The organism is Rhodococcus sp. HM1 (assembly GCF_023218075.1).
Classification (GTDB): Bacteria; Actinomycetota; Actinomycetes; order Mycobacteriales; family Mycobacteriaceae; genus Rhodococcus.
Genome location: NZ_JALPTB010000023.1, coordinates 25,747 through 46,164, shown reverse-complemented (window position 1 = coordinate 46,164; position 20,418 = coordinate 25,747). Strand labels below are relative to the sequence as shown.

At 63.4% G+C, this 20,418-nt stretch carries 12 protein-coding genes and 4 pseudogenes; 6 read left to right on the top strand and 10 right to left on the bottom strand.

What is annotated here, in order from left to right; translation table 11 throughout:
* Positions 1 to 90 precede the first annotated feature (90 nt).
* On the top strand, positions 91 to 1,095 hold the full coding sequence (locus tag M1M07_RS14050; protein ID WP_248674608.1) for a hypothetical protein: 1,005 nt from the start codon (positions 91 to 93) through the stop codon (positions 1,093 to 1,095).
* 207 nt (positions 1,096 to 1,302) lie between these two features.
* Here the strand turns inward: M1M07_RS14050 and M1M07_RS32760 are convergent, their stop codons facing one another.
* A complete protein-coding gene (locus M1M07_RS32760) occupies positions 1,303 to 1,431 on the bottom strand; it encodes a hypothetical protein (RefSeq protein WP_282582046.1) in 129 nt (42 codons plus the stop codon).
* A 119-nt stretch (positions 1,432 to 1,550) separates the two neighbouring features.
* Here M1M07_RS32760 and M1M07_RS14045 point away from each other — a divergent pair.
* The 5 genes and pseudogenes from M1M07_RS14045 to M1M07_RS14025 form a co-directional block, all read left to right on the top strand.
* A pseudogene (locus tag M1M07_RS14045) lies at positions 1,551 to 2,564 on the top strand (IS256-like element IS1164 family transposase); the annotation flags it as partial.
* A gap of 116 nt (positions 2,565 to 2,680) precedes the next feature.
* Positions 2,681 to 3,736 carry a tyrosine-type recombinase/integrase gene (locus M1M07_RS14040; protein WP_248674606.1) on the top strand — a complete coding sequence of 352 codons (1,056 nt, stop codon included), beginning with the start codon at positions 2,681 to 2,683 and terminating at the stop codon, positions 3,734 to 3,736.
* On the top strand, positions 3,733 to 5,688 hold the full coding sequence (locus M1M07_RS14035) for a tyrosine-type recombinase/integrase (RefSeq protein WP_248674605.1): 1,956 nt from the start codon (positions 3,733 to 3,735) through the stop codon (positions 5,686 to 5,688). The genes M1M07_RS14040 and M1M07_RS14035 overlap by 4 nt, the downstream gene beginning before the upstream one ends.
* A 45-nt stretch (positions 5,689 to 5,733) precedes the next feature.
* Positions 5,734 to 5,964: pseudogene (locus M1M07_RS14030) on the top strand (transposase); the annotation flags it as partial.
* A 56-nt stretch (positions 5,965 to 6,020) separates the two neighbouring features.
* Positions 6,021 to 6,317: pseudogene (locus M1M07_RS14025) on the top strand (cupin domain-containing protein); the annotation flags it as partial.
* 920 nt (positions 6,318 to 7,237) lie between these two features.
* Here the strand turns inward: M1M07_RS14025 and istB are convergent.
* From istB to M1M07_RS13980, 9 genes and pseudogenes are all read right to left on the bottom strand, one after another.
* Positions 7,238 to 8,002 carry an IS21-like element helper ATPase IstB gene (gene istB, locus M1M07_RS14020; RefSeq protein WP_064257733.1) on the bottom strand — a complete coding sequence of 255 codons (765 nt, stop codon included), beginning with the start codon at positions 8,000 to 8,002 and terminating at the stop codon, positions 7,238 to 7,240.
* A gap of 66 nt (positions 8,003 to 8,068) precedes the next feature.
* The gene (istA, locus tag M1M07_RS14015) at positions 8,069 to 9,610 is read right to left on the bottom strand and encodes an IS21 family transposase (protein ID WP_248674603.1); all 1,542 of its coding nucleotides are present in this window, start codon (positions 9,608 to 9,610) and stop codon (positions 8,069 to 8,071) included.
* Positions 9,611 to 10,444: 834 nt separating this feature from the next.
* A pseudogene (lipA, locus tag M1M07_RS14010) lies at positions 10,445 to 11,401 on the bottom strand (lipoyl synthase); the annotation flags it as partial.
* Positions 11,402 to 11,474: 73 nt separating this feature from the next.
* A complete protein-coding gene (gene lpdA, locus M1M07_RS14005; RefSeq protein ID WP_145692071.1) occupies positions 11,475 to 12,875 on the bottom strand; it encodes a dihydrolipoyl dehydrogenase in 1,401 nt (466 codons plus the stop codon).
* Between the two features lie 10 nt (positions 12,876 to 12,885).
* Positions 12,886 to 14,436: a 2-oxo acid dehydrogenase subunit E2 gene (locus M1M07_RS14000; protein ID WP_145692070.1), complete on the bottom strand. Its 1,551-nt coding sequence runs from the start codon at positions 14,434 to 14,436 to the stop codon at positions 12,886 to 12,888.
* A gap of 1 nt (position 14,437) precedes the next feature.
* Entirely contained in the window at positions 14,438 to 15,469 is a 1,032-nt protein-coding gene (locus M1M07_RS13995) for an alpha-ketoacid dehydrogenase subunit beta (protein ID WP_282582045.1), read from the bottom strand.
* Positions 15,470 to 15,482: 13 nt separating this feature from the next.
* Positions 15,483 to 16,448: a thiamine pyrophosphate-dependent dehydrogenase E1 component subunit alpha gene (locus tag M1M07_RS13990; protein WP_145709066.1), complete on the bottom strand. Its 966-nt coding sequence runs from the start codon at positions 16,446 to 16,448 to the stop codon at positions 15,483 to 15,485.
* A 1,257-nt stretch (positions 16,449 to 17,705) separates the two neighbouring features.
* Positions 17,706 to 18,902: a GAF domain-containing protein gene (locus M1M07_RS13985; protein ID WP_145709067.1), complete on the bottom strand. Its 1,197-nt coding sequence runs from the start codon at positions 18,900 to 18,902 to the stop codon at positions 17,706 to 17,708.
* A gap of 207 nt (positions 18,903 to 19,109) precedes the next feature.
* Entirely contained in the window at positions 19,110 to 19,877 is a 768-nt protein-coding gene (locus M1M07_RS13980) for an acetoin reductase (RefSeq protein WP_145709068.1), read from the bottom strand.
* Positions 19,878 to 20,418: the final 541 nt, after the last annotated feature.

Genomic DNA, 20,418 nt, shown 5'->3' with positions numbered 1-20,418 from the left:
GAAGCCCGTACAGGATTCGTCGATCTGCACGAACGTCTCGGCGACGAGCACGATCCCGTCCTTGAGAATCTGGCGGGGCGGTTCGAGTCCGTGTTCGAGACCATGGTCTGCGCACTCGTCGCAGGATGGGACTTCATCGTGGATCTCGGGTGCCATGAGGACTCCGCGACGATCGAGATGTCGACCCAAATACCGGGCGATATCGACGACGACTTCCGGCTGCTCGTCGGCGATGCTCTGGACGTCAATGTCCGAGACATGCAGATGCACTGGACGTTCAGGGACAACAGCTGGCAGCTCGACCCCGCGCAGACCGGGTTCGCCAGTGCTGACGCAGCCGTCGACGTCGTCGGCCTCGATACCCTCTGTGACGTGATGGAGTTCGCGGCGGCGAACTGCGCATTCGATCCACCCGGGTCCTCGAAGCAGTGGCATTCTGGCGGTGCCACGACCCCACGGTCGGCTCTTCCCGCGATTCCTCTGGCTCCTGAGGCGTCGCCGGATCCGGAGGTGATCGCTACCCGAGCACGCCGAATCGACGAGTGGGCTACAGAGAACGGGTTCTGCGCACCATTGCCGCCTACCAAAGCGGCGCTGACCCGGCATCTCGACCACGCTGGTCCAGGTCGCGCTGGCCACTACATTCTCGAGTTCACCGACGGGCAGTGCTATATCGGTGAATCCATCGACCTTCCCGAACGCCTCGGACAGCATCGTGGCCGCTATCGAGACATCCACCGGATTCGCGTACGCCTCGACGCCACGGCAACGCGGTCGCTGCACGGCAAGCGCCACCTCCGGCTGCACGAGAAGTCGCTGATCCACTCCGCGCAGGACGCGGGACTGCTTGCTCGAAACATCAACGAGATGGCCACGATGATCGGGACGAGCAGACATCTCGACGAGCTGATCTCTGCCGACGAACAGCACCTCTGGCTCGACGCCCCCGATATCGTCAATTCCACGGACACCGCTGCACGTCCGGACTTTCCGGCAGAACGACTCGCTCGTACTGCCGCAAACTACCGACACTTTCGCACCCGCTCCGATGCTGATCAGATCACCCGGATCATCGGCCGCTACCTGAGCCGCTGAGTTCCCTATCCGGCTCGGACTGAGCATCACTGCTGGGCGGTCAGCTGCCTGACTACCCCCGGCAAGCGCAAAGGTCGCCTGTCCTGCCTGACCATTGCGATGACCGAAACGTTGGTGATCTATCAGGACCGTGGCGCGCCGACTGGGGGAAAGATTCAAGTCAACGAAGCGGAACTGTTTCCCACGGACACCGCCGGGTGGTTGTTCTTACGCCGCCACCCGACCGTACGAATGGCGGATGCGGACTACCAGGAATCGGGGCCTGGGCAGCTGTTCCTCTATGCGGATACCCTCGACGTTCTCGAACGACTCCTGGACGACGTCGGTTGCGTCCATCAGGATGGTGTACGAGCCGGAACCAAACGAACTGATCGGCGTGTCGTAACCGGACGAAAGACGGTCATCGCGTGATTCTTCGAGAGAGCTACCAACTCGACTCGACGAAAGAGCACGCGATGACCAATGCCCACGATATCGACCTCCGCCGGCTTGTCGAAGACCGACTCACCGGCGCCAGCCCCGACCTGCTGCGCGAGCTGCTGACGATGTTCATACATGCCCTGATGGGCGCCGAGGCCGATGCCCTGTGCGGCGCCGACTACGGCCAACGCTCCGACGAACGGGTCAACGTTCGCAACGGCTACCGGCACCGCGACTTCGATACCCGCGTCGGCACCCTCGACGTGGCCATTCCCAAGCTGCGGCAGGGTTCGTACTTCCCGGACTGGTTGCTGCAACGGCGCAAGCGGGCCGAACGTGCCCTGACCTCGGTTGTTGCGACCTGCTATCTACTCGGGGTCTCGACCCGGCGGATGGAGAAACTCGTCGATACCCTCGGGATCACCTCGTTGTCGAAGTCGCAGGTCTCGGTGATGGCGAAAGACCTCGACACCCAGGTCGAGGCCTTCCGGAACCGACCCCTCGATGCGGGCCCGTACACGTTCGTCGCCGCCGACGCCCTGGTCCTCAAGGTCCGCGAGAACGGACGGGTGGTGAACGTGCACGCCCTGGTCGCGGTCGGGGTCAACGCCGACGGCTACCGCGAGATCCTGGGGCTGGACGTCACCTCCGCCGAGGACGGCGCGGGTTGGCTGAGCTTCTTCCGTGGGTTGGTCGCCCGCGGGCTGACCGGGGTGAAACTGGTGACTTCCGATGCCCACGCCGGCCTCGTCGCGGCGATCGGCGCGACTCTGCCCGGTGCCTCCTGGCAGCGGTGCCGTACCCACTACTCGACGAACCTGATGGCGGTGACCCCGAAGTCGTCGTGGCCCTGGGTGAAGACACTGCTGCACTCCGTGTACGACCAGCCCGACGCGGATTCCGTTCACGCACAATATGATCGGATCATCGATGCGCTCACCGAGAAGTTGCCGAAGGTGGCCGATCATCTCGACGCTGCACGGTCGGATCTGTTGGCGTTCACCGCGTTCCCGAAGCAGATCTGGAAACAGATCTGGAGCAACAATCCGCTATCGGTTAACCGGCCCTCTCACAACACGATCATGGTTGCGGCGTGAGGTCCGGAGCCGACGGCGATGCTCGGCGCATGCTGGCGGTGTCGGCTCCGATCGAAAGGCGGTGGACGATGACCGTTCGAGTGCGCACTCGCGGCGATGGCTATGCGATCGACGGCCAGTGGGAGGGCAGCGCAGCGGCGAACGCATTCCTGACACACCTGGCCGGACGCGGGTTCAGTGCGGCAACGGTGCGGGCGTATGCGTTCGACGTGCTCAACCTGGCCCGGTTCCTTCTCGACCACGACCTCCGATTGGCGGCGGTGACGCCGGTGACGGTGTTCGAGTGGATCGACTGGCAGGACGTGCGCCGCGAACCCCGCCCCGACACGGCGAGACGGAAGGTCGGGGGCGCGGCGGCGTCGACGATCAACCGACGAGTCGCGGCGGTGCGAGCGTTGTTCGAATACCTGGTGATGACCGGCATGCGCAGCGACAATCCGGTGCCCTCACCGCGGCGCGGGCAGGGCCTGCGACCACAGGCGCGGGGACTGCTCGGACATCTCGGCCCGGGCCGACCCCGAGCCGGGGGCCGGCTGGTGCGCCAACCACGCCTGCTACCCGAATCCCTCGACGCCGACGCGGTCGAGCAGTTCACGGCGTCGCTGCGCACCCATCGGGATCGGGCGATGGTGTGGGCCATGCTGTTCGGGGGCCTACGCAGCGCCGAGGTGCGATCCCTGCGGTTGGCGGACGTCGACTTCGGTCGACGACGAGTTCGGGTGCTCGGCAAAGGCCGCAAGGAACGGGTGGTGCCGGTCGATGCGGCATTCTTCACCGAACTGTCGGCCTATCTGCGTCTCGAACGGCCACCGGGGTTGGCGACCGAGGAGTGTTTCGTGGTGCTGCGCGGCCCCACCCATGGGTCGCCGGTCACCGAGGCCGGACTGCGGTCGCTGTTCCGGCGGCACCGAGGCCTGTCCGGCGCGGTGAGGGTGCGTCCGCACCGGCTGCGTCACACCTACGGCACCGAACTCGCTTCCGCCGGAATCGATCTGATGGTGCTGCGAGAATTGATGGGGCATGTGTCTCCGGAAACCACTGCCAGATACGTGCATCTGTCGGTCGAGCAGCTCGCCGCCGAATACGGCGCAGCCCGCGCCAGCCTCGCCGGGACACGACGATGAGCACTTCCGGGCTCGCAACGATCGATCTGCAGGCCGACCCGGATGCAGTACTGACCGATTACCTCGAGCACGTTGCTCATCTCGGGCTCAGTGACAGGTCGGTGCGCGCTCGCGCCCTCGTCGCGACCACCTTCCTCACCTCGCATCCGGACCTGCGGGACTGGATGGCCCAACCCGCGGTCGAGCGGCTACTCGAACTGCACAGCACCGGGGCCTGGCCACTGCTGTGTCATGTCATCGGACGCGGCGAGCTGCGGCTCGACCTCGAACTCGCCGCCATCAAGAACCTCACCGGCCTCGGCCGCGCCATCGAGGACCGCGACCCGGGTGGGTTCGCTGCTATCCGTGCCGCCGGACTGGCCCTGGGATGGACACCGCAATGGGTCGAGACCGTCCTCGGCGAGTGCCTGGCGGTGCTGCTTGCCTGGCAGGGCGGGCTCGTCAGCGGTGTGAGCGCCGATACCGTCGACGAGTTCGATGCCGCATTGGCTGCCACGCAATCGATTCCGGCGTCGTCGCGCCGCGCCTACCGCAACCGGATCGCGGGTCTGCGGCAGATGCTGTTTCAGGCCCACATCGTCGACACGCCACCACGGCGCCGGCAGTGGGCCCGCAGCTACACGCAACGCTTCGCCGACGTGGCGATGGCCGACGCGATCCGCGAAACCCTTCTGCGTTACGTCACCGTCCGGGTTGCGGTGCTGCGCCCGAAATCCGCCGAATCGTTGATCAACGACCTGCTGCCGTTCGCGGACTACCTCACCACCAACCATCCCGAGGTCACGTCCCTCGAGGATCTCGACCGCAGTCACATCGAGGGCTTCCTCGTCTGGAATCGCACCCGCACCTGGCGTGGGCAACGCGCCGCTGCCGGGGCCGGGCGCATCATCTCCAAGGCCGTGATCCAATCGACCGTGCTCAGCGTGCGTAACCTGCTCGAGGACATCACCGAATGGGGCTGGGAGCAGGCCCCACCGCGCCGTCTGGTCTTCGCCGCCGACGTCCCGAAACTCGACCAACCGCTTCCGCGGGCATTGCCGCCCGACATCGATGCTGCGGTGATGAATGCGGTTTCCCAGCTGGATGATTCGTTCGCTCGTATCGGGTTGACGGTGCTGCGCGGAGCCGGTCTGCGGGTCGGGGAGCTACTGGATCTCGAGCTCGGCAGCGTCATCGATTACGGCCCGGCCGGGACCTGGCTCAAGGTTCCGTTGGGCAAGCTCGCCACCGAACGCATGGTCCCGCTCTCGGCGACCACTATCGCCGCGTTGGACGAGTGGACCGGCGGGCGTGGTATCTGTCGGCCGCTGCCGCATCCCCGCACCGGAGAGTTGACCGATTTCCTGTTCGTCGCACACGGCCGCCGTCTCAGCCAGACCCGGCTGCGCAACGGTCTGCTCGCTGCCGTCGAGGCTTGCGGACTGCGTGGGGCCGGGGGTGCGCCGTTGGTGGTGACCCCGCATCAGCTGCGGCATACTTGGGCCACCGAACTCGCCAACGCGGGGATGAGCCTGCAGGCGTTGATGGCGTTGCTCGGGCACGTGACCCCGCAGATGACTTTGCGTTACGCCACTTTGGCTTCACCGACGTTGCGTGATGCCTATGACCAGGCGATGGGCAAGATGCGGCGGCGGTTCACTCTCACCCCGGTCGGCAAACCGATCGTCCCCGATGCCGTGACTTGGCTCGGCAGCGAGATGCTCAAAACGCGTGTTGCCCACGGCTACTGTTCCCGTCACGAGAGCGCGGGTGCGTGTCCCTATGCCAACATCTGCGAGACCTGCGACAACTTCGTCACCGGACCTGAGTTCCGCGGCGCACTCGAAGCGCAACGCACCGACATCGAGGCACTCGAGGCCGACGCCCACGACCGAGGATGGCCCGATGAAGCAGCCCGGCATCATCGCGTCGCTGACGCGTTGACCGACCACCTGCAGCGTCTCGACCGCTGACCCAAATCGGCAACAAGGGGTTGATCCGACCCTGAGGGCCGGATAAAGGAGCGCCTCAACAAGGAGATCCGCCGCCGGACCGATGTGGTGGGGATCTTCCCGGATCGGACTGCGCTGATCCGACTGGTCGGGGCGGTGCTGGCCGAGCAGCACGATGAGTGGATCGAAGGCCGCCGCTACCTCGGCCTCGACGTGCTGGCTCGCTCCCGCACCGACAAGCCCGCCGACAGTGTCACCGAGGAGACCGAGGAGGTGACACCGGCCTTGACTGCCTGAGCCACCCACGAGGAATCACGCGACGACGTCGTACACCACCTCGCGGGACTTGACCCGGGAAGGTGTTCAACGAACCCGGATATCGCTCACTTCCGCACCATCACGGAGAAGCCGAGACCGGCGGGTACGTCCTTACTGGTACGGCGCGAATCTACTTCGGGGAGAACTACAGCGAGCACGTGGACATGGAGGAAGGCGACTTCGTGTTCGTCCCTCCCTTCATGCCGCACGTCGAGGTCAATATGAGCACGACAGAAGAGCTGGTCTGGCTGACCACCCGTACCCCGGAGAACATCGTCGTGAACCTGCCCGACGTCGATGACAGCATCCTGGTCGGCTACACCCGTCCCTGAAACAGGGCGGGTACGGACGGCAGGGCCTCAGGCACTGCCGCCAGGTCAATCATTTAGCGAAGCGGCGCGCCGGTGACGAAACGTTCGACGTTCTCGATCAGGATCGCCCGCCCTGGTCGGACGGTCCTGTCGGTCGTGGAGCCGTCGTGCGGGGGACAATGACATTGGACATCATTCAGGCTGCCGCGTCGGGGGTCAAGAACTCCACGGTGCGGGCATCGATGCCTTCCTCTGTGAGAGGCGTTCTCGCACAAGGCTGTATGAGTGCATGCTCTTCGATTATCCCGCCACGTGAGACGCAAACAACGTATGCATGGCGCGGCAAAGCTGCAAGCGCGGATTCTTCGGCCAACCCTCGGCCGCAGGTGTGAGCGGTGCCGTCGCGATGAGGAAGCCTATCCCGGCGGCCACTTGAATCAGCCGCTCCGAAGTTGCTGTCCTGTCCGCGGCTCAATCGCAGGGTAGGAGATCGGGTCCACACCGATCACCTGCATGTGGCAAATTGCGCGCTTGCGTGAGGTCTTTTCGCAGTACTCAATTCAGTGATAGCGACGATGCGGGCGGCGAGCACCGTGTTGAAAGCGATTCCACTTCCGCTGCGCGAGATACCAATGGGGTGCGTCGCGTCCCGGTATTTCCAGGAGTACCAAGGCGTGTTCCGCGAGCGGGACCACGCCGTTTCCTGGCCGCCGACGTCAACCGAAGATTGCTCCTGACCACGACGAGTCGAGAAACGCCTCGACGTCGGCAACCCCGGTACGAACCCATCGCAGGGACGAATGCGGTGCAGCACGGCTCCCGCCGAACGGAAATTCGTGAAGGTGTCGACCGTCGCGTAATTCCCCAGGGGTTTCCGTCATGGAATTCCCCATGTCCGGGTGTGCTGAGTCGAGGGTAGCCGGGCCGGTGCCCGGGTTGGTTCAGTTCGCGGCCGCGGTGCGGTTCCCGGGGCGTTTGCGTGGCCGGTAGGACGGGCCGTCCATCAGGATCTGGTGGCTGGTGTTGATCAACCGATCGAGCAGGGACTCGGCCACGACCGGATTCGGGAACAGCGGATACCAGTCTTTCGGGGCCCGGTTGCTCGTCAGAACCAACGGCTTGCCGGCGATCGCCCGGTCGGATACCAGATCGTAGAGATCATCGGACTGGGTGGTGGTGTGCTCGCGCATCGCGAAGTCGTCGATGATCAACACCAGCGGCCGGGTGTATTCGCGCATCCGTTGGCCGATGGTGCGGTCGGCGTGTCCACCGGCCAGATCGGCGAGCATCCGGGAACACTTGACGAACCGCACGTCCCCGCCGCGTCGGGCCACATGATGCCCTAGCGCTTGTGCCACATGGGTTTTGCCGACGCCGACGGGTCCGTAGAGGATCACCGACTCGCCGGCGTCGAGCCACCGCAGCGCAGCGAGATCCCGCAGCATCGCGGCCGGGAGCTTCGGGTTGGCGGTGAAGTCGAAGTCCTCGAAGGTGGCCTGCTGCTCGAACTTGGCCCGGCGCACCCGCCGGGCCAAGGCGGCGGTTTCGCGGCGGGCGATCTCGTCCTCGCAGAGCACCTGCAGGAACTCGAGGTGCCCGAGCTGCCCGTCGCGGGTTTGCGCCAGGCGCGCGTCGAGGGTGTCGAGCATGCCGGTCAGCTTCAAGGTTTTCAACGCAGCCCGCAGGCTGGGATCATGGATGGTCATGACAGGTGTCCTCACAGCATCTAGTGAAAGTAATTGCAGTTCAATATTTCTGGCGATATGAACGGATCAAGCGGATCGTTCGGTGTCGAACGCGGCCGGCCCGCGCAACAACGCCGGCGCGGTGACCCCGGCATCGGCGACGTCCTGGCCGTCGTGTTCGGTGCCGGCGACGAGGATGCCCTTGACCGTGCGATAACGCGGATCACCGACCTCGAGGGCACGGGCGCAGGCCGCATCGATGCGGGCATCGTCGTAACGCGACCGCAGCCGGATGATGCCCTGGATCGATCGCAGTCGATGGATCGCGTTGACCTGGGACAACTCGTCGACGATCGCGACCGCGCCGGGTCCGATCTGCTCGGCCTGGACCCGGCACCACACCACCGTCTGCAACGTGAACGCGGTCTTCTCCGGCGGATAATGCTCGGGATTGGTCGCTCTCCCGGACAGGCGGCGCACATGGGTGGCCACGACCTGCTCGTCGTGGAAGATCTGCACCACATCCCCGGCGGTGCGCACCAGCAATCGTCGGCCGATCAGCTGCCACGGCGCCGAATACAACGCCTTGCCGGCCTTGACGTGACAGTCCGGGGCGAGTTTGCCGGTGGAGTAGACCACCGGCTCGAACCTCCTGGGCGGCAACGGCGTCAGGGTGTGCTTTTCGACGGCGTCGAACACCACCGCCGGGTGCGCACCACCGAGACCGCGATGCTGATGCCGGCCGTAGACGTCGGTGCACCATGCCAGTGCGGCGGCCTGCATCTGCGTCAGCGAGGTGAACTCGCGGCCCCGGAAGAACGAGTCCCGGATATAGGGCATCGGGCGTTCGATGCGTGGTTTGTCCTTGGGTTTGCCGGCCCTGGCCGGATCGATGAGCACCTGATAGAAGTCGGCGAGTTCGGCATAGGCCCGGTTGATCTGCGGATCGTAGAGATCGGGACGGTCCACCCCGGTTTTGAGGTTGTCGCACACCATCCGCGCCGGGACGCCACCGAAGAACTCGAACGCGGCCACATGCGAAGCGCACCACGAGGTTTGATCCATCCGCAGCACCGGTTGGACGAACAGCATCCGTGAACACGCCAGGATCATCGCGAACGCCCACACCGCCACCCGCCGATCCGTGGCCGGATCGCGCCACATCCCCAACTTGCCGTAGTCGACCTGACCCTCGTCGCCCGGCGAGACCGGACCGCGAGGAAAGGTTGCCTTCGACGCCGCGACACGATCGGCGAATCGTGTTGCGATATACCGCCGCACGGTCGATTCCGAAACGGGAACACCGCGATCGTCGCGCAGGCGTTGAGCGATCGTCGCCACGGTCACCGACTCGTCGAGTTGGCCCTCGATCCAGGCGTGGTGGGCGGCGATCGCCGGCCAGGTCACCGCCCGCGCCGTCGGGTCCACCACTTCCGGGAACCAGGACGTGATCAACTCGCGCCACAGGTTCTCGTCGAACTTCCCGCCGTCGCCCGGGCTCAACCCCGCCGCCAGCGCCGGCGCCAAGTACTTGCGGATGGTTTTGCGGTCGAGTCCCAGGGCCGTCGAGATCTGCACCTGGGAGCGGCCGGCATGCCAATGCCGGAACAACTCCATCAGATCGGTCATCGTCCACGTTCTCCTTGCCACCGTCGGGCCCCTTCCCAGGCCCTCGGTGGACCTTGGGAAGAAGCGAACCTGCAGCAGCACCCACACCCCGGCCGACACGCCCCAAGGGTGGGGAATTACGTGACAGGCGGGTGAGGAATTACGTGACGGGTCGACCCCTCAACCTGGGGAATTACATGACCGCTGACACTTGCACCGCGGTATGGAAAAGGACTGCACAACCCGCCTCGAACCGGGTTGCCCCACCGGGTTCACGACCGAGGGTCGGTATAGATCTCAGATTCTTTCTCTGTCAGCGAGATACAGCAACTGTTCAACCGAATTGTCCATTCGATCCGTCATTCGCCCGCACGCCTCCGGCGTCGGTCGTTATGGCGGCGCGTCCATCAGGCGCGAGCGCGATGTCACTTCGCTCGCAGGCATCAAACTGTCGTTGCAGTAATAAGGAGAGGATTGTGAAGTTCCGGTGCTTGCGGATTCGGTCGCGTAACCGATGAGAATCGTTCGGTGAGGTGAGGAGTCGTCAAGTGGATTCGTAGCGGTCGGTGCAGTGCCGCGCCGCAGAGCGTGTATCACAGACCGGTCCTTCGGTCATTTCCGGAGACATCAGGCGGTCGAGCAACACGATTGGGACGGCCAGCAACCACGAGATAGGGGTAGCGAACAATTTGCTTACCACCGTGTTCATCAAAGGACTCCTGTATTGAAGGCGAAAGGGGTTGATGATGCCGATTGGCGACGACTGCCTTCAATGATGTGGTCGTCGACGAGGGTGGACTCCGTGGGTGGGGTTTGTGATCGGATGAGCTGCTCCGAGGTGCATGGGGGAGTCTCGAGCTCACGGCGATGGTGGGACATGGCTTGGGCGTAGAGGCGTCCGGCACGATACGAGGAACGGACGAGGGGTCCAGCCAGGACACCTGCGAAACCGATTTCCTCTGCGAATCTGGAGTGTTCGAGAAATTCTTCGGGCTGTACCCAGCGCTCGACTGGATGGTGCCGCGGCGAGGGTCGCAGGTACTGAGTGATGGTAAGGATGTCACAGCCGGCATCGTGTAGGTCGAGCATCGTCTGCTGCACTTCGCGAGGGGTCTCGCCCAGGCCGAGGATCAGGTTCGACTTGGTGATCAGACCGAACTTGCGGGCCGCTGTAAGCACGCCGAGGGATCGATCGTAGTCAAACGCGGGCCGGATACGCTTGAAGAGCCGCGGTACGGTCTCGACGTTGTGGGCAAGCACCTCGGGACGAGATTCGAACACTTCGGCCAGGAGATGGGGTTTGCCCCCAAAATCGGGGATGAGATTCTCGACGCCGCTTCCGGGGCTGAAAGCGTGGATTTGTCGCACGGTTTCGGCGTATAGCCAGGCTCCGCCGTCGGGCAGGTCGTCGCGAGCGACACCGGTGATGGTGGAATACCGGAGTCCCATCGTCCGCACGGACTCGGCAACGCGGCGGGGCTCGTCCCGGTCGAGGTCAGTGGGTTTGGCGGTCTCGATCTGGCAGAAGTCGCAACGGCGCGTGCACTGCTGCCCCCCGATCAGGAACGTGGCTTCGCGGTCTTCCCAGCACTCGAAGATGTTGGGACAGCCGGCTTCGGCACACACCGTGTGCAGTCCTTGGCGTTGGACCAGGCTCTCGAGTTCGGTGTATTCGGGGCCCATCCTGACGCGGGTCTTGATCCAGTTCGGTTTGCGTTCGATGGGGGTCTGAGCGTTGCGGACTTCCAGCCGGAGCAGTTTGCGGCCTGTCGGGGCCGACGCCTCGAGTGGTCTTCCGGGTGTGGCATTCACGTGGCGTTCCATTCCTGGGTGAGGTTCCCGCCGAACCGCGGGCCCACGAAAGTCCACGGTTCGGCGAGAGCCACTACATGTTGATCGGACGGCCTAGCGCGGACAGGACCGATTCGTGCATTGCTTCAGACAGTGTCGGGTGTGCGAAGACGACTTCGGCGAGATCGTCGGCAGTCGCCTCCAGGGCTCGGGCGATACCGAAGCCCTGAATCTGCTCGGTGACGTCCGGGCCGACCATATGGGCACCGAGAAGTTCACCGCTGTCGGCGTCGAAGATCGTTTTCACGAAGCCGTCGGCTTCACCGATAGCGAGTGCCTTTCCGGATGCTTGCAGATCGAATTGCCCGACTTGCAGGCGACGCCCGGTCGCCCGCGCTTGCTCTTCGGTGAGACCGAGGCTGGCGACCTGCGGCCTCGCGTACGTACAGCCCGGAACGTAGTCCCGGTCCAACGGCCGGACGTGCTGCACACCTGCAAGCTTGTCCACGCACAGCACGGCCTCGTGGCTGGCCTTGTGGGCGAGGCAAGGTGCGCCTGCCACGTCGCCGATCGCGTATACCCCGAATGCGCTGGTGCGACACCACTGATCGGTGGTGATGAAACCGTGTTCGACCTCGATGCCAAGTTCTGTGAGGCCGAGATCCTCGACGTTGCCCTGGATGCCGGCTGCGACGAGCACCCTGTCCACAGTGAGTTCATCGACGGTTCCGGCGGTCGACTGCACGGTAACGGTGACAGTATCCGGGCCGGCTGCCAGTTCGGATACCGAGGCGCCGGTGTGAATCTTGATACCTCGTTGCTCGAACTGACGCCGTACGTGGCTTGCGACAGCGAAGTCCTCCACCGGCATGATCTGCGGCGCCATCTCTACGAGGGTGACGTCGGTGCCGAGATCCTTGTACAAGCTCGCGAATTCGACGCCGACTGCGCCAGAGCCGATGACCAACAACGATTTCGGCAGATCTGTCGGGACGAGAGCGTCGAAGTATGTCCAGATGCGGTCGCCGTCGGGAATGACACCGGGAACCGGACGCGGCCGGGCTCCGGTTGCCAGGATCACGTGGTCGGCCCGGTATTCGGACACCGTCTCGTCTGCTGTCGTCACTGCGACGACGCCCTTGTCGAGCAATCGCGCCACTCCTTCGACGACATCGATGTCGTTCTTCTTCATCAGGTACCCGATACCGTCGGACAGTCGTCCGGACACCGACCTGCTGAACTCGACGAGGCGTCCCATATCGAATTCCACACTACCGGTGCTGAACCCGAGGGGCTCGAGATTCACCAACGTGTGGGCGACATCGGCGCCGTGCAGCAAGGCCTTGGTGGGAATGCATCCCCAGTTCAGGCAGATCCCTCCGAGCCGGTCCCGTTCGACGATCGCGGTGCGCAAACCGTGCTGCGCGGCGCGGATGGCCGCAACATAACCACCCGGTCCGCTGCCGACGACGAGGACGTCGTATTTCTGTGTCATGGTGTACCTCTCAGACCAGCATCAGCGCGGGTGACTCGACGAAACGTCGGAGTTCGCGCAGGAAGGCCGCGCCGAGCGCGCCGTCGATCACTCGATGATCACACGAGAGCGTGACGGTGAGCATCGTACGGGCAACGACCTGGCCGTCGACGACGACGGGACGCTCCTGGCCGGCACCGACCGCGAGGATGGCGCCCTGCGGTGGGTTGATGATCGCGTCGAATTTCCGCACATCGAACATGCCTAGGTTGGACACTGTGAAGGTGCCACCTTGGAACTCGTCGGCAGTCAGTTTCCCGGTCTTGGCCCTGGTCACCAGCGATTGCACCTCCCCGGAGATCTCGGCGAGAGTCTTGCCGCCGGCATTGCGCACGATCGGGGTGATCAGACCCGACGGCAATGCGACAGCCACCGAGATGTCGGCGCGCGCATAGCGCAGCACCGACTGTGTTGCCTCATCGAACTGAATGTTGACGTCGGGCACCTTCTGCAGCGCCGCAGCACACGCCTTGACGATGAAATCGTTGACCGACACCTTGACGGCCGGAACGGTCGCATTGATCTCTTTCCTCAGAGCAAGGAGATCATCGATCTGTAGATCGGTGGTGAGCCGAAAGTGCGGGGCGTTGCGCTTCGACTGTTGCAACCGCTGCCCGATTGCTTTACGCATCGTCGTGAACGGGATCGTCTCGAACTCCGCCTCTGCGACGGGTTCAGGAGCTGCACCGACTTCCGGTTGCAGCCGGAATCGGCGTTCTGCCTCGCGGACGTCGGACTCACACACCCTGCCCCTTGAACCGGTAGCACGGCAATCGTGCAGATTGATCCCGAGAGACGCTGCCAGACGGCGGGCCACGGGGGTGGCTGGGACGGTGCTGTCGTCCTCGAACGATCGTCCCGGTACACCTGACCGCACGGGCGACACCGGAGGAGCAACGGTTCCACCGGCTGCGCGAATCGTGTCGTGGATGTCGGCAACGGAGATCCGGCCCTCCCGGCCGGTCCCAGCCACACGGGCCAGGTCGATCGACAAATCGTCTGCCAACCGGCGGGCGTGCGGAGTCGCGAACACGTCACCGTTCGTCCGCCCTTGCAAAGCCTCGGGAACGATCGTGGAACCAGGACGCTGACGGGATCCGTTGGTCGTCTCGGTCACAGGCACCGATTCGTGGGCCACCGGAGACGGTGGGCTGCTCTCGAGCGTCGGTTGCGCGGGGGCGGGATGCCCGCCCGGTGACCCGCCCGCCTCGGCCGGCGTCGGCACTTGGTCTGCGCCGATAGCGGCGAGGAACTCCTCGATCTCGGCGTCGGAGACTGCAGCCTCGGCAGACACCGCCAGTACCGCACCGACCGGCAACGTCTCACCCGGCTTGGCGACGATCCGTCGAAGCACGCCGTTGAACGGTGCTTCCAGCTGGTTGGCGATCTTGCTGGTCTCGATCTCGCAGATCAAGTCGCCCTTCGAAAAGGATGCTCCCTCCTCGACCAGCCATTCAGTTACAGTGCCTTCCTCCATGGACAGACCCCACTTGGGAACTTCGATCAGTTTGATCTCACTCATATCAAGCACTCACGACCTTGCGGACGGCAGCTTCGATCCGAGCGGCGTCGGGCAGCCACGCTTGTTCGAGAACGGGAGAGAACGGCACCGGGGTGTGCGGCGGGGTGACCAGTTCGATCGGTGCCTTCAGTGATCCGAACGCACGCGTTGCGATCAGCGCGGCGACGTCGTGACCGAACCCGCAGCGCGCCGCGGACTCGTCGACGATCACTACTCGGCCGGTGGAGTCGACGGATTCTAGGATGCCTTCCTCGTCGAGTGGCGACACCGTGCGGGGGTCGACGACCTCGACGGAAACTCCCTCGGCGGCCAGCTTGTCCGCGGCGGTGTTGGCAGCGTTCACCATCGCCGATAGGGCAATGATCGTGACGTCTGTGCCTTCGCGGGTGTAGTTGGCGACACCGAACGGGATCGTGTACGGCTCGTCCGGAACCTCGCCCTTGACGTCGTAGAGTGTCTTGTGTTCACAGAACACGACCGGATCATCGTCGCGAATCGACTGGATCAGCAGACCTTTGGCGTCGTACGCGTTGGATGGGGCAACAACCTTCAGGCCCGGAACAGCGGCGAATACGTTGTACGGTGATTGTGAGTGTTGGGCGGCAGCGGAGAAACCGGCACCGATCATCCCTCGTACGACAAGGGGGGTGCGGGCCTTGCCGCCGAACATGTACCGAAACTTCGCGGCCTGGTTGTAGAGCGCGTCGTAACAAACTCCGAAGAAGTCCATGAACATCAACTCGGCCACCGGGCGGAGCCCGGTCAGAGCTGCACCGGCTGCCATCCCGATGATCGCGGACTCAGTAATCGGGGTGTCGATGACACGGTCGGAACCGAACTCGGTCCACAGACCCTTCGTCACCCCCAGCACACCGCCGAACGCCTCCACCTTCCCGGATTCGAGTTCCGGATTGGTGCCGGCCTGACCGCCGCGCAGATCCTCACCGATCTGCACGACCGTCGCATCCCGTTGCATCTCCTGGGCGAGTGCAGCTTTGATCGCTTCGCGATATGTCGTCTTCGACATGGTCATTTCGTTCTCTCTCTCAGTACGACACGTAAACGTCCGACAGCAGGCTCTCCTGCGGCGGGTACTCGGCAGCTCGCGCCTTCGCAACAGCGACGTCGACCCGTTCACGAGCCTCGGCGTCGATCGCATCGAGCTCTTTCGCGGTGACTTTCTTGCCGATGACCTTCGCACGGAACTTCATCAAGGGATCCTGATTCTTGCGGAGCTCGGCGACCTGGTCGGCGGTCCGGTATAGCTGCGCATCGCCCTCGAAGTGACCGTGCCAGCGGTGTGCCGTCGCCTCGATGGTGGACGGTCCACCTCCTCTACGAGCGCGCTCGACGGCCTCGTACGTCGCGTCGTAGACCTCGAAGAAGTCGGTACCATCGACTGTGGTCGACGGCATTCCGAACGAAGCTGCTCGTCCCGCGATGCTCGGAGCACCGACCGCGTAGTCCCGTCCGGTGGCTTCACCGAATCCGTTGTTCTCGATGACGAACACGATCGGCAACTCGAGCACGACCGCCATGTTCATCGCCTCGAATACGGTTCCCTGATTGGATCCACCGTCTCCGGTGAACGAGGCCGCAACGCCGCCATTGCCGAGGGTCTTAGCGCTCAACGCAGCGCCGATCGCGAGCGAGGGAGCGCCTCCGACGATCGCGTTCGCGCCGAGCATGCCGACCGAGAGGTCGGCGATGTGCATCGACCCACCTTTTCCATGACACAAACCGTCGTTCTTCCCGAAGATTTCGGCCATCATCCCGTTGAGGTCGCACCCCTTGGCAATGCAGTGACCGTGGCCGCGGTGTGTCGATCCGATGTAGTCGGTGTCGTTCAGGTTCTCGCACACCCCGACAGCAATCGCCTCCTGGCCCGAGTACAGGTGGATGAACCCAGGAATGTCACCCGTAGCGTTCTCCTCGTGCAACCGGTCTTCGAACGCTCGGATCTCGGTCATCTTCCGGTACGCGCTCAAAAGTGCATTTTTCGTCAGCGCCATTGTTCTCCTCTGCCTTCAGTATCGGGCCACTATCACTGGCCCCCATTCGGTTACGGGGCTGCGATCTCTTCTGGCGCAGCAGCTCGTGTTACCCGGATCACGAATGTAGGGAGAACGCGGCGTTCCCTCAACATTGCAGTTGATTGCAGTCCTGGCCGGGGCGACCGGGTGAGAGCGGGCACGTCCCGAACGTCTCACAGAAGGTGCGTGGTCTTTGTGATGTTCGGTGTTTCCGAACATCACAAAGGACTGCTGAAGTCGACGTCGAACCCCGGCCTGAGGTACGTGCGCACCCGACGAACCCGATTCTCGGCTGGATTCACCTTCTACGATCGCTCGAATCTCGGGTTTCGGCCAGCGTGCAGTCGGTGCATCCCAGCAGTCTCCGGACGCAGAATCCATCGAAGGTGGAGTGGATCGGGCCGAGGCACCGTCCAGGCGACTTCAAGGGCTGCGTATGGTGGGACTCATCGGAAAGTGGCGAGCGACAATCCGGTCGGTGCACGACGTCGGTCCGCAGAAGTGATCGACCCCAACGCTTCTCGTCCGGTCGCGATACGAGGAGGGGACCGTTCGAGCTGGGGATCCAGCTCGATCGCGGAACGATCGATGGCCGACTCCAGACGATCGCCTCTGTGAGAACGACCGCCTGAGTCCATGGGGTTGCAGGCCGAACCCACGATCTCGGAATCAAGACCAGGTTTTGTGAAGACCTCAGAGATATTCCAGGAGTTCGAATTCCAGGGGTTCGCAAAGTCGTGCAGTGAACCTCGGGATGTGATGGGGAGCAGTGGCCTGTTCGTCGTAGCGTGCATCGGCGTGAACATGAATACGCAGAATCAATTGTTGGACAAAGGAATTAGGCTATCTCATCGTCGTGGGGAACTGGATGGCTGCAGCACCGTGAAAACAGGTTCGCGTGGTCGATACGGCCACGGCAGAGTGGGTGGGGGACGCGACCGCGGTGATAATCGACAACCAGGCCAAGGTGCTCTTCAGGTGGGAGACTCGGATCCGATCGGTCACCGAGCGCGTATCGACCGAGTTGGGATCGGGTACACTTTCGAGGCTACCGATCGCGGGGACCATGACAACTACACGGCCTTGCCGACCGCGCACTCGCTGCGTTCCTGGGTCACCCGAGGTCGTTCAGGGTCCAGCCGGCAGCGAGAGTTTCGAAGCGGGTTCGACGATGCGCGAATACCAAAGCGCGCATGCGTGCACGTCGACGTACTGCAGGACAGGAGAAGGATGAGCTCAGTCGAGGGTCCGAACCATGACGTCCTGCGCGAATCTGTATGGATGAGTGGTCAGAACCGGCCCCAGACTCCTTCGTAGTCGAGAGATCTCGGCACGGACTGCGACCACGTGATCACGGTCCCCGAACAGAACTTCGCTCATTGTGGCGGCATCGATCCCCGTAGGTCCGGCGCTCGCGAGCACCCGCAGAATCTGAGCATGTCGCGGTGACAGGGCACGTGTCCAATCCACGTCTCCGCGCACCGTAGCCCGGGGTTGGGCACCGAGATCGAGTTCGAGTTCGATCGTCGGTCCATCCTGCCTGCGGCGCACTAACCATCCCTCACTGAGTGGCTCGGGAACGCACAAACCCAGACCTGGTACCAGCAAGGGTTTTTCCGCACACGGAGGTGCCAACCGTTCAGGAACACCGATCCCGACCGACTCGACAACCCAACCGTGCCGGTCCAAGACGAGTGCTGGCCCGCCGACGGTGGCAAGCACTGGGGCCACCTTCGCGCGGAGCTTCTCAATTTGGGTGATGTGTTCACGCCATAATGTCGACTCCACCAATCTCACCGCCGTCTGCACGAGAGCCATGGTGGCGGGATGGATCGACATTGCCGAACCGCTGATATCGATCACGCCGAGTACGTCACCAGTCCGTGGATCGTGTACCGGTGACCCAGTACACGACCAATCATAGTGCGACCGCGCATAGTGTTCGGCCGAGAACAGTTGTACCGGTGCTCTCTCGATCAACGCAGTGCCAACGGAGTTGGTGCCGACAACGCGTTCTGACCATTGGGCACCCTCTACAAAACCGAGAGCGTCAGCTCGCCTGCAGACGGAGTGGGAACCTTCCCGCCACAACACGACTCCGTCAGCGTCGGCAAGTACGACGACGAAATTTGCCTCGCCCGCCACCGTGGTCAACGTGCTCCGAAGTTCCGGAAGAACCGCGCGAAGAGGCGTTCGTGTGCGACGAGACTCGAGATCTGCGCACTCTACGACGACGATCTCTTCACACCGTGCGGGGCTGACGCCCACTGTCTGTAATCGTGACCACGACCGGGCGACGACTTCGCGTGGCGGCATAGGTGGTTGCTGTCCGGAAAGTACGGCGTCGCGTACCCGATTCAGGACTCGCGCATGCCGCGCGAGGTCGGTTCCGAAATCGACAGCCAGGAGTCGCTGATGAGTCGAACTGGTCATACATATACCTCCAGCTCACCGGGGAGGTTGTGTTCCAGATCCGTGGTCGAACCGGTGGGCTGCTCAGGCGTCATGGGACGGACGATTACTGGTCGTATGGTGTGAAACGTTCCCTCATTGTGCCGATCTGGGTAGATCATGCGGGCGCTCGGCATTCGCGAGTCGCGTCATCGTGCTCGATCGTATACATCGGTACAAGGAGGCTGCTCAGCGATAAAGAAGACCGCCGTCGATCAGAGGTGCCTGACCGGTCATGTAATCCGAATCAGGACCGGCAAGATACGATACGAACGCGGCTACGTCCTCCGGCGTCTGGGCTCTTCCGAGCGCAATGCCGCCGACAAATTTGTGGTAGGTCTCGCCCTTCGCAGCGCCGGTCAGTTCGGCGAAACGCTCGTCGATGGTCACCCACATGTCGGTACCGACAACTCCGGGGCAGTACGCGTTCACGGTGATCCCGTACGCCGCATATTCTTTGGCTGCAGCCTGCGTCAAGGCGCGAACCGCAAACTTCGTTGCACTATAGACACCGAGCATCGCGAAACCATCATGTCCGGCGATCGAGGACGCGTTGATGATCTTGCCTTTGCGCCCCTCGGACTTGAATCTCTCTGCTGCAGCCTGGATCCCCCACAGTACGCCATCAACATTGACCGCCCAGATCTTCTGCAGATCCGCAGGGCGAACATCCGCGATCGGAGCAACCTGCGCGATACCAGCATTGTTGACCATAACGTCGAGACTGCCGAGAGTTTCGTGCACATGGTTCACTGCCGCGAACACGGCATTACGGTCGCTGACATCGGCAACGAATGTGGTTTCCTTTCTGCCGATCCCACGAATCTCGGCGGCAACCGACTGCATGTTGGCCTCGTTCACGTCGACGAGCGCAATATCGTGTCCGTCCCGGGCTAGGCGCAGTGCGATGCCACGGCCGATTCCCTGTCCGCCTCCTGTGACGAGTGCGACGGTCATGTTGGTCCTTCCTGAGATTCGGCAGTTGCCTTTATCCGGCTGCTCATGCGGAGCGTTCTCGAAGCCGTGGTTACGTGCCGCCCGACTGACACTGTGCCTGTCGGCCGCACGCCGTGAGTGTGGCTCGGCGAGGATGGAGATGGCCGAGGGAAAGCTGTGAACGTCAGTACCTGAGATGCACTTGCTGCGGTTTCCGGCTCGCTGAGTGGCGGCCGGCGTCGCCGGGCACCGTCATCTTTCGCCGGCGATAGTGCAGCTGTGTGCATCGATGCCTCCTGATGTCCTCCTGAGGTCTCCGCGATGGTGCAAGTATTCCTACCGGAGGTGAAGGAAGGAGTACAGAGTTGCACAGCGTTGCATCCGTACGGCGGCGGTTGAGCAGCCATCGTCGCCCAGTAATGAGCCGCGACGTCTCCAACGGCCTGAGCGTCGACTGTGACTCGGGAGAATCGTCCGGTTGCCTGATCGCGGTTCGGCGTACTCGGCGCTCTTGTCCGATTCGACGTGTGGGGTTCACGTGCACACATCGCTCGGTCACCTA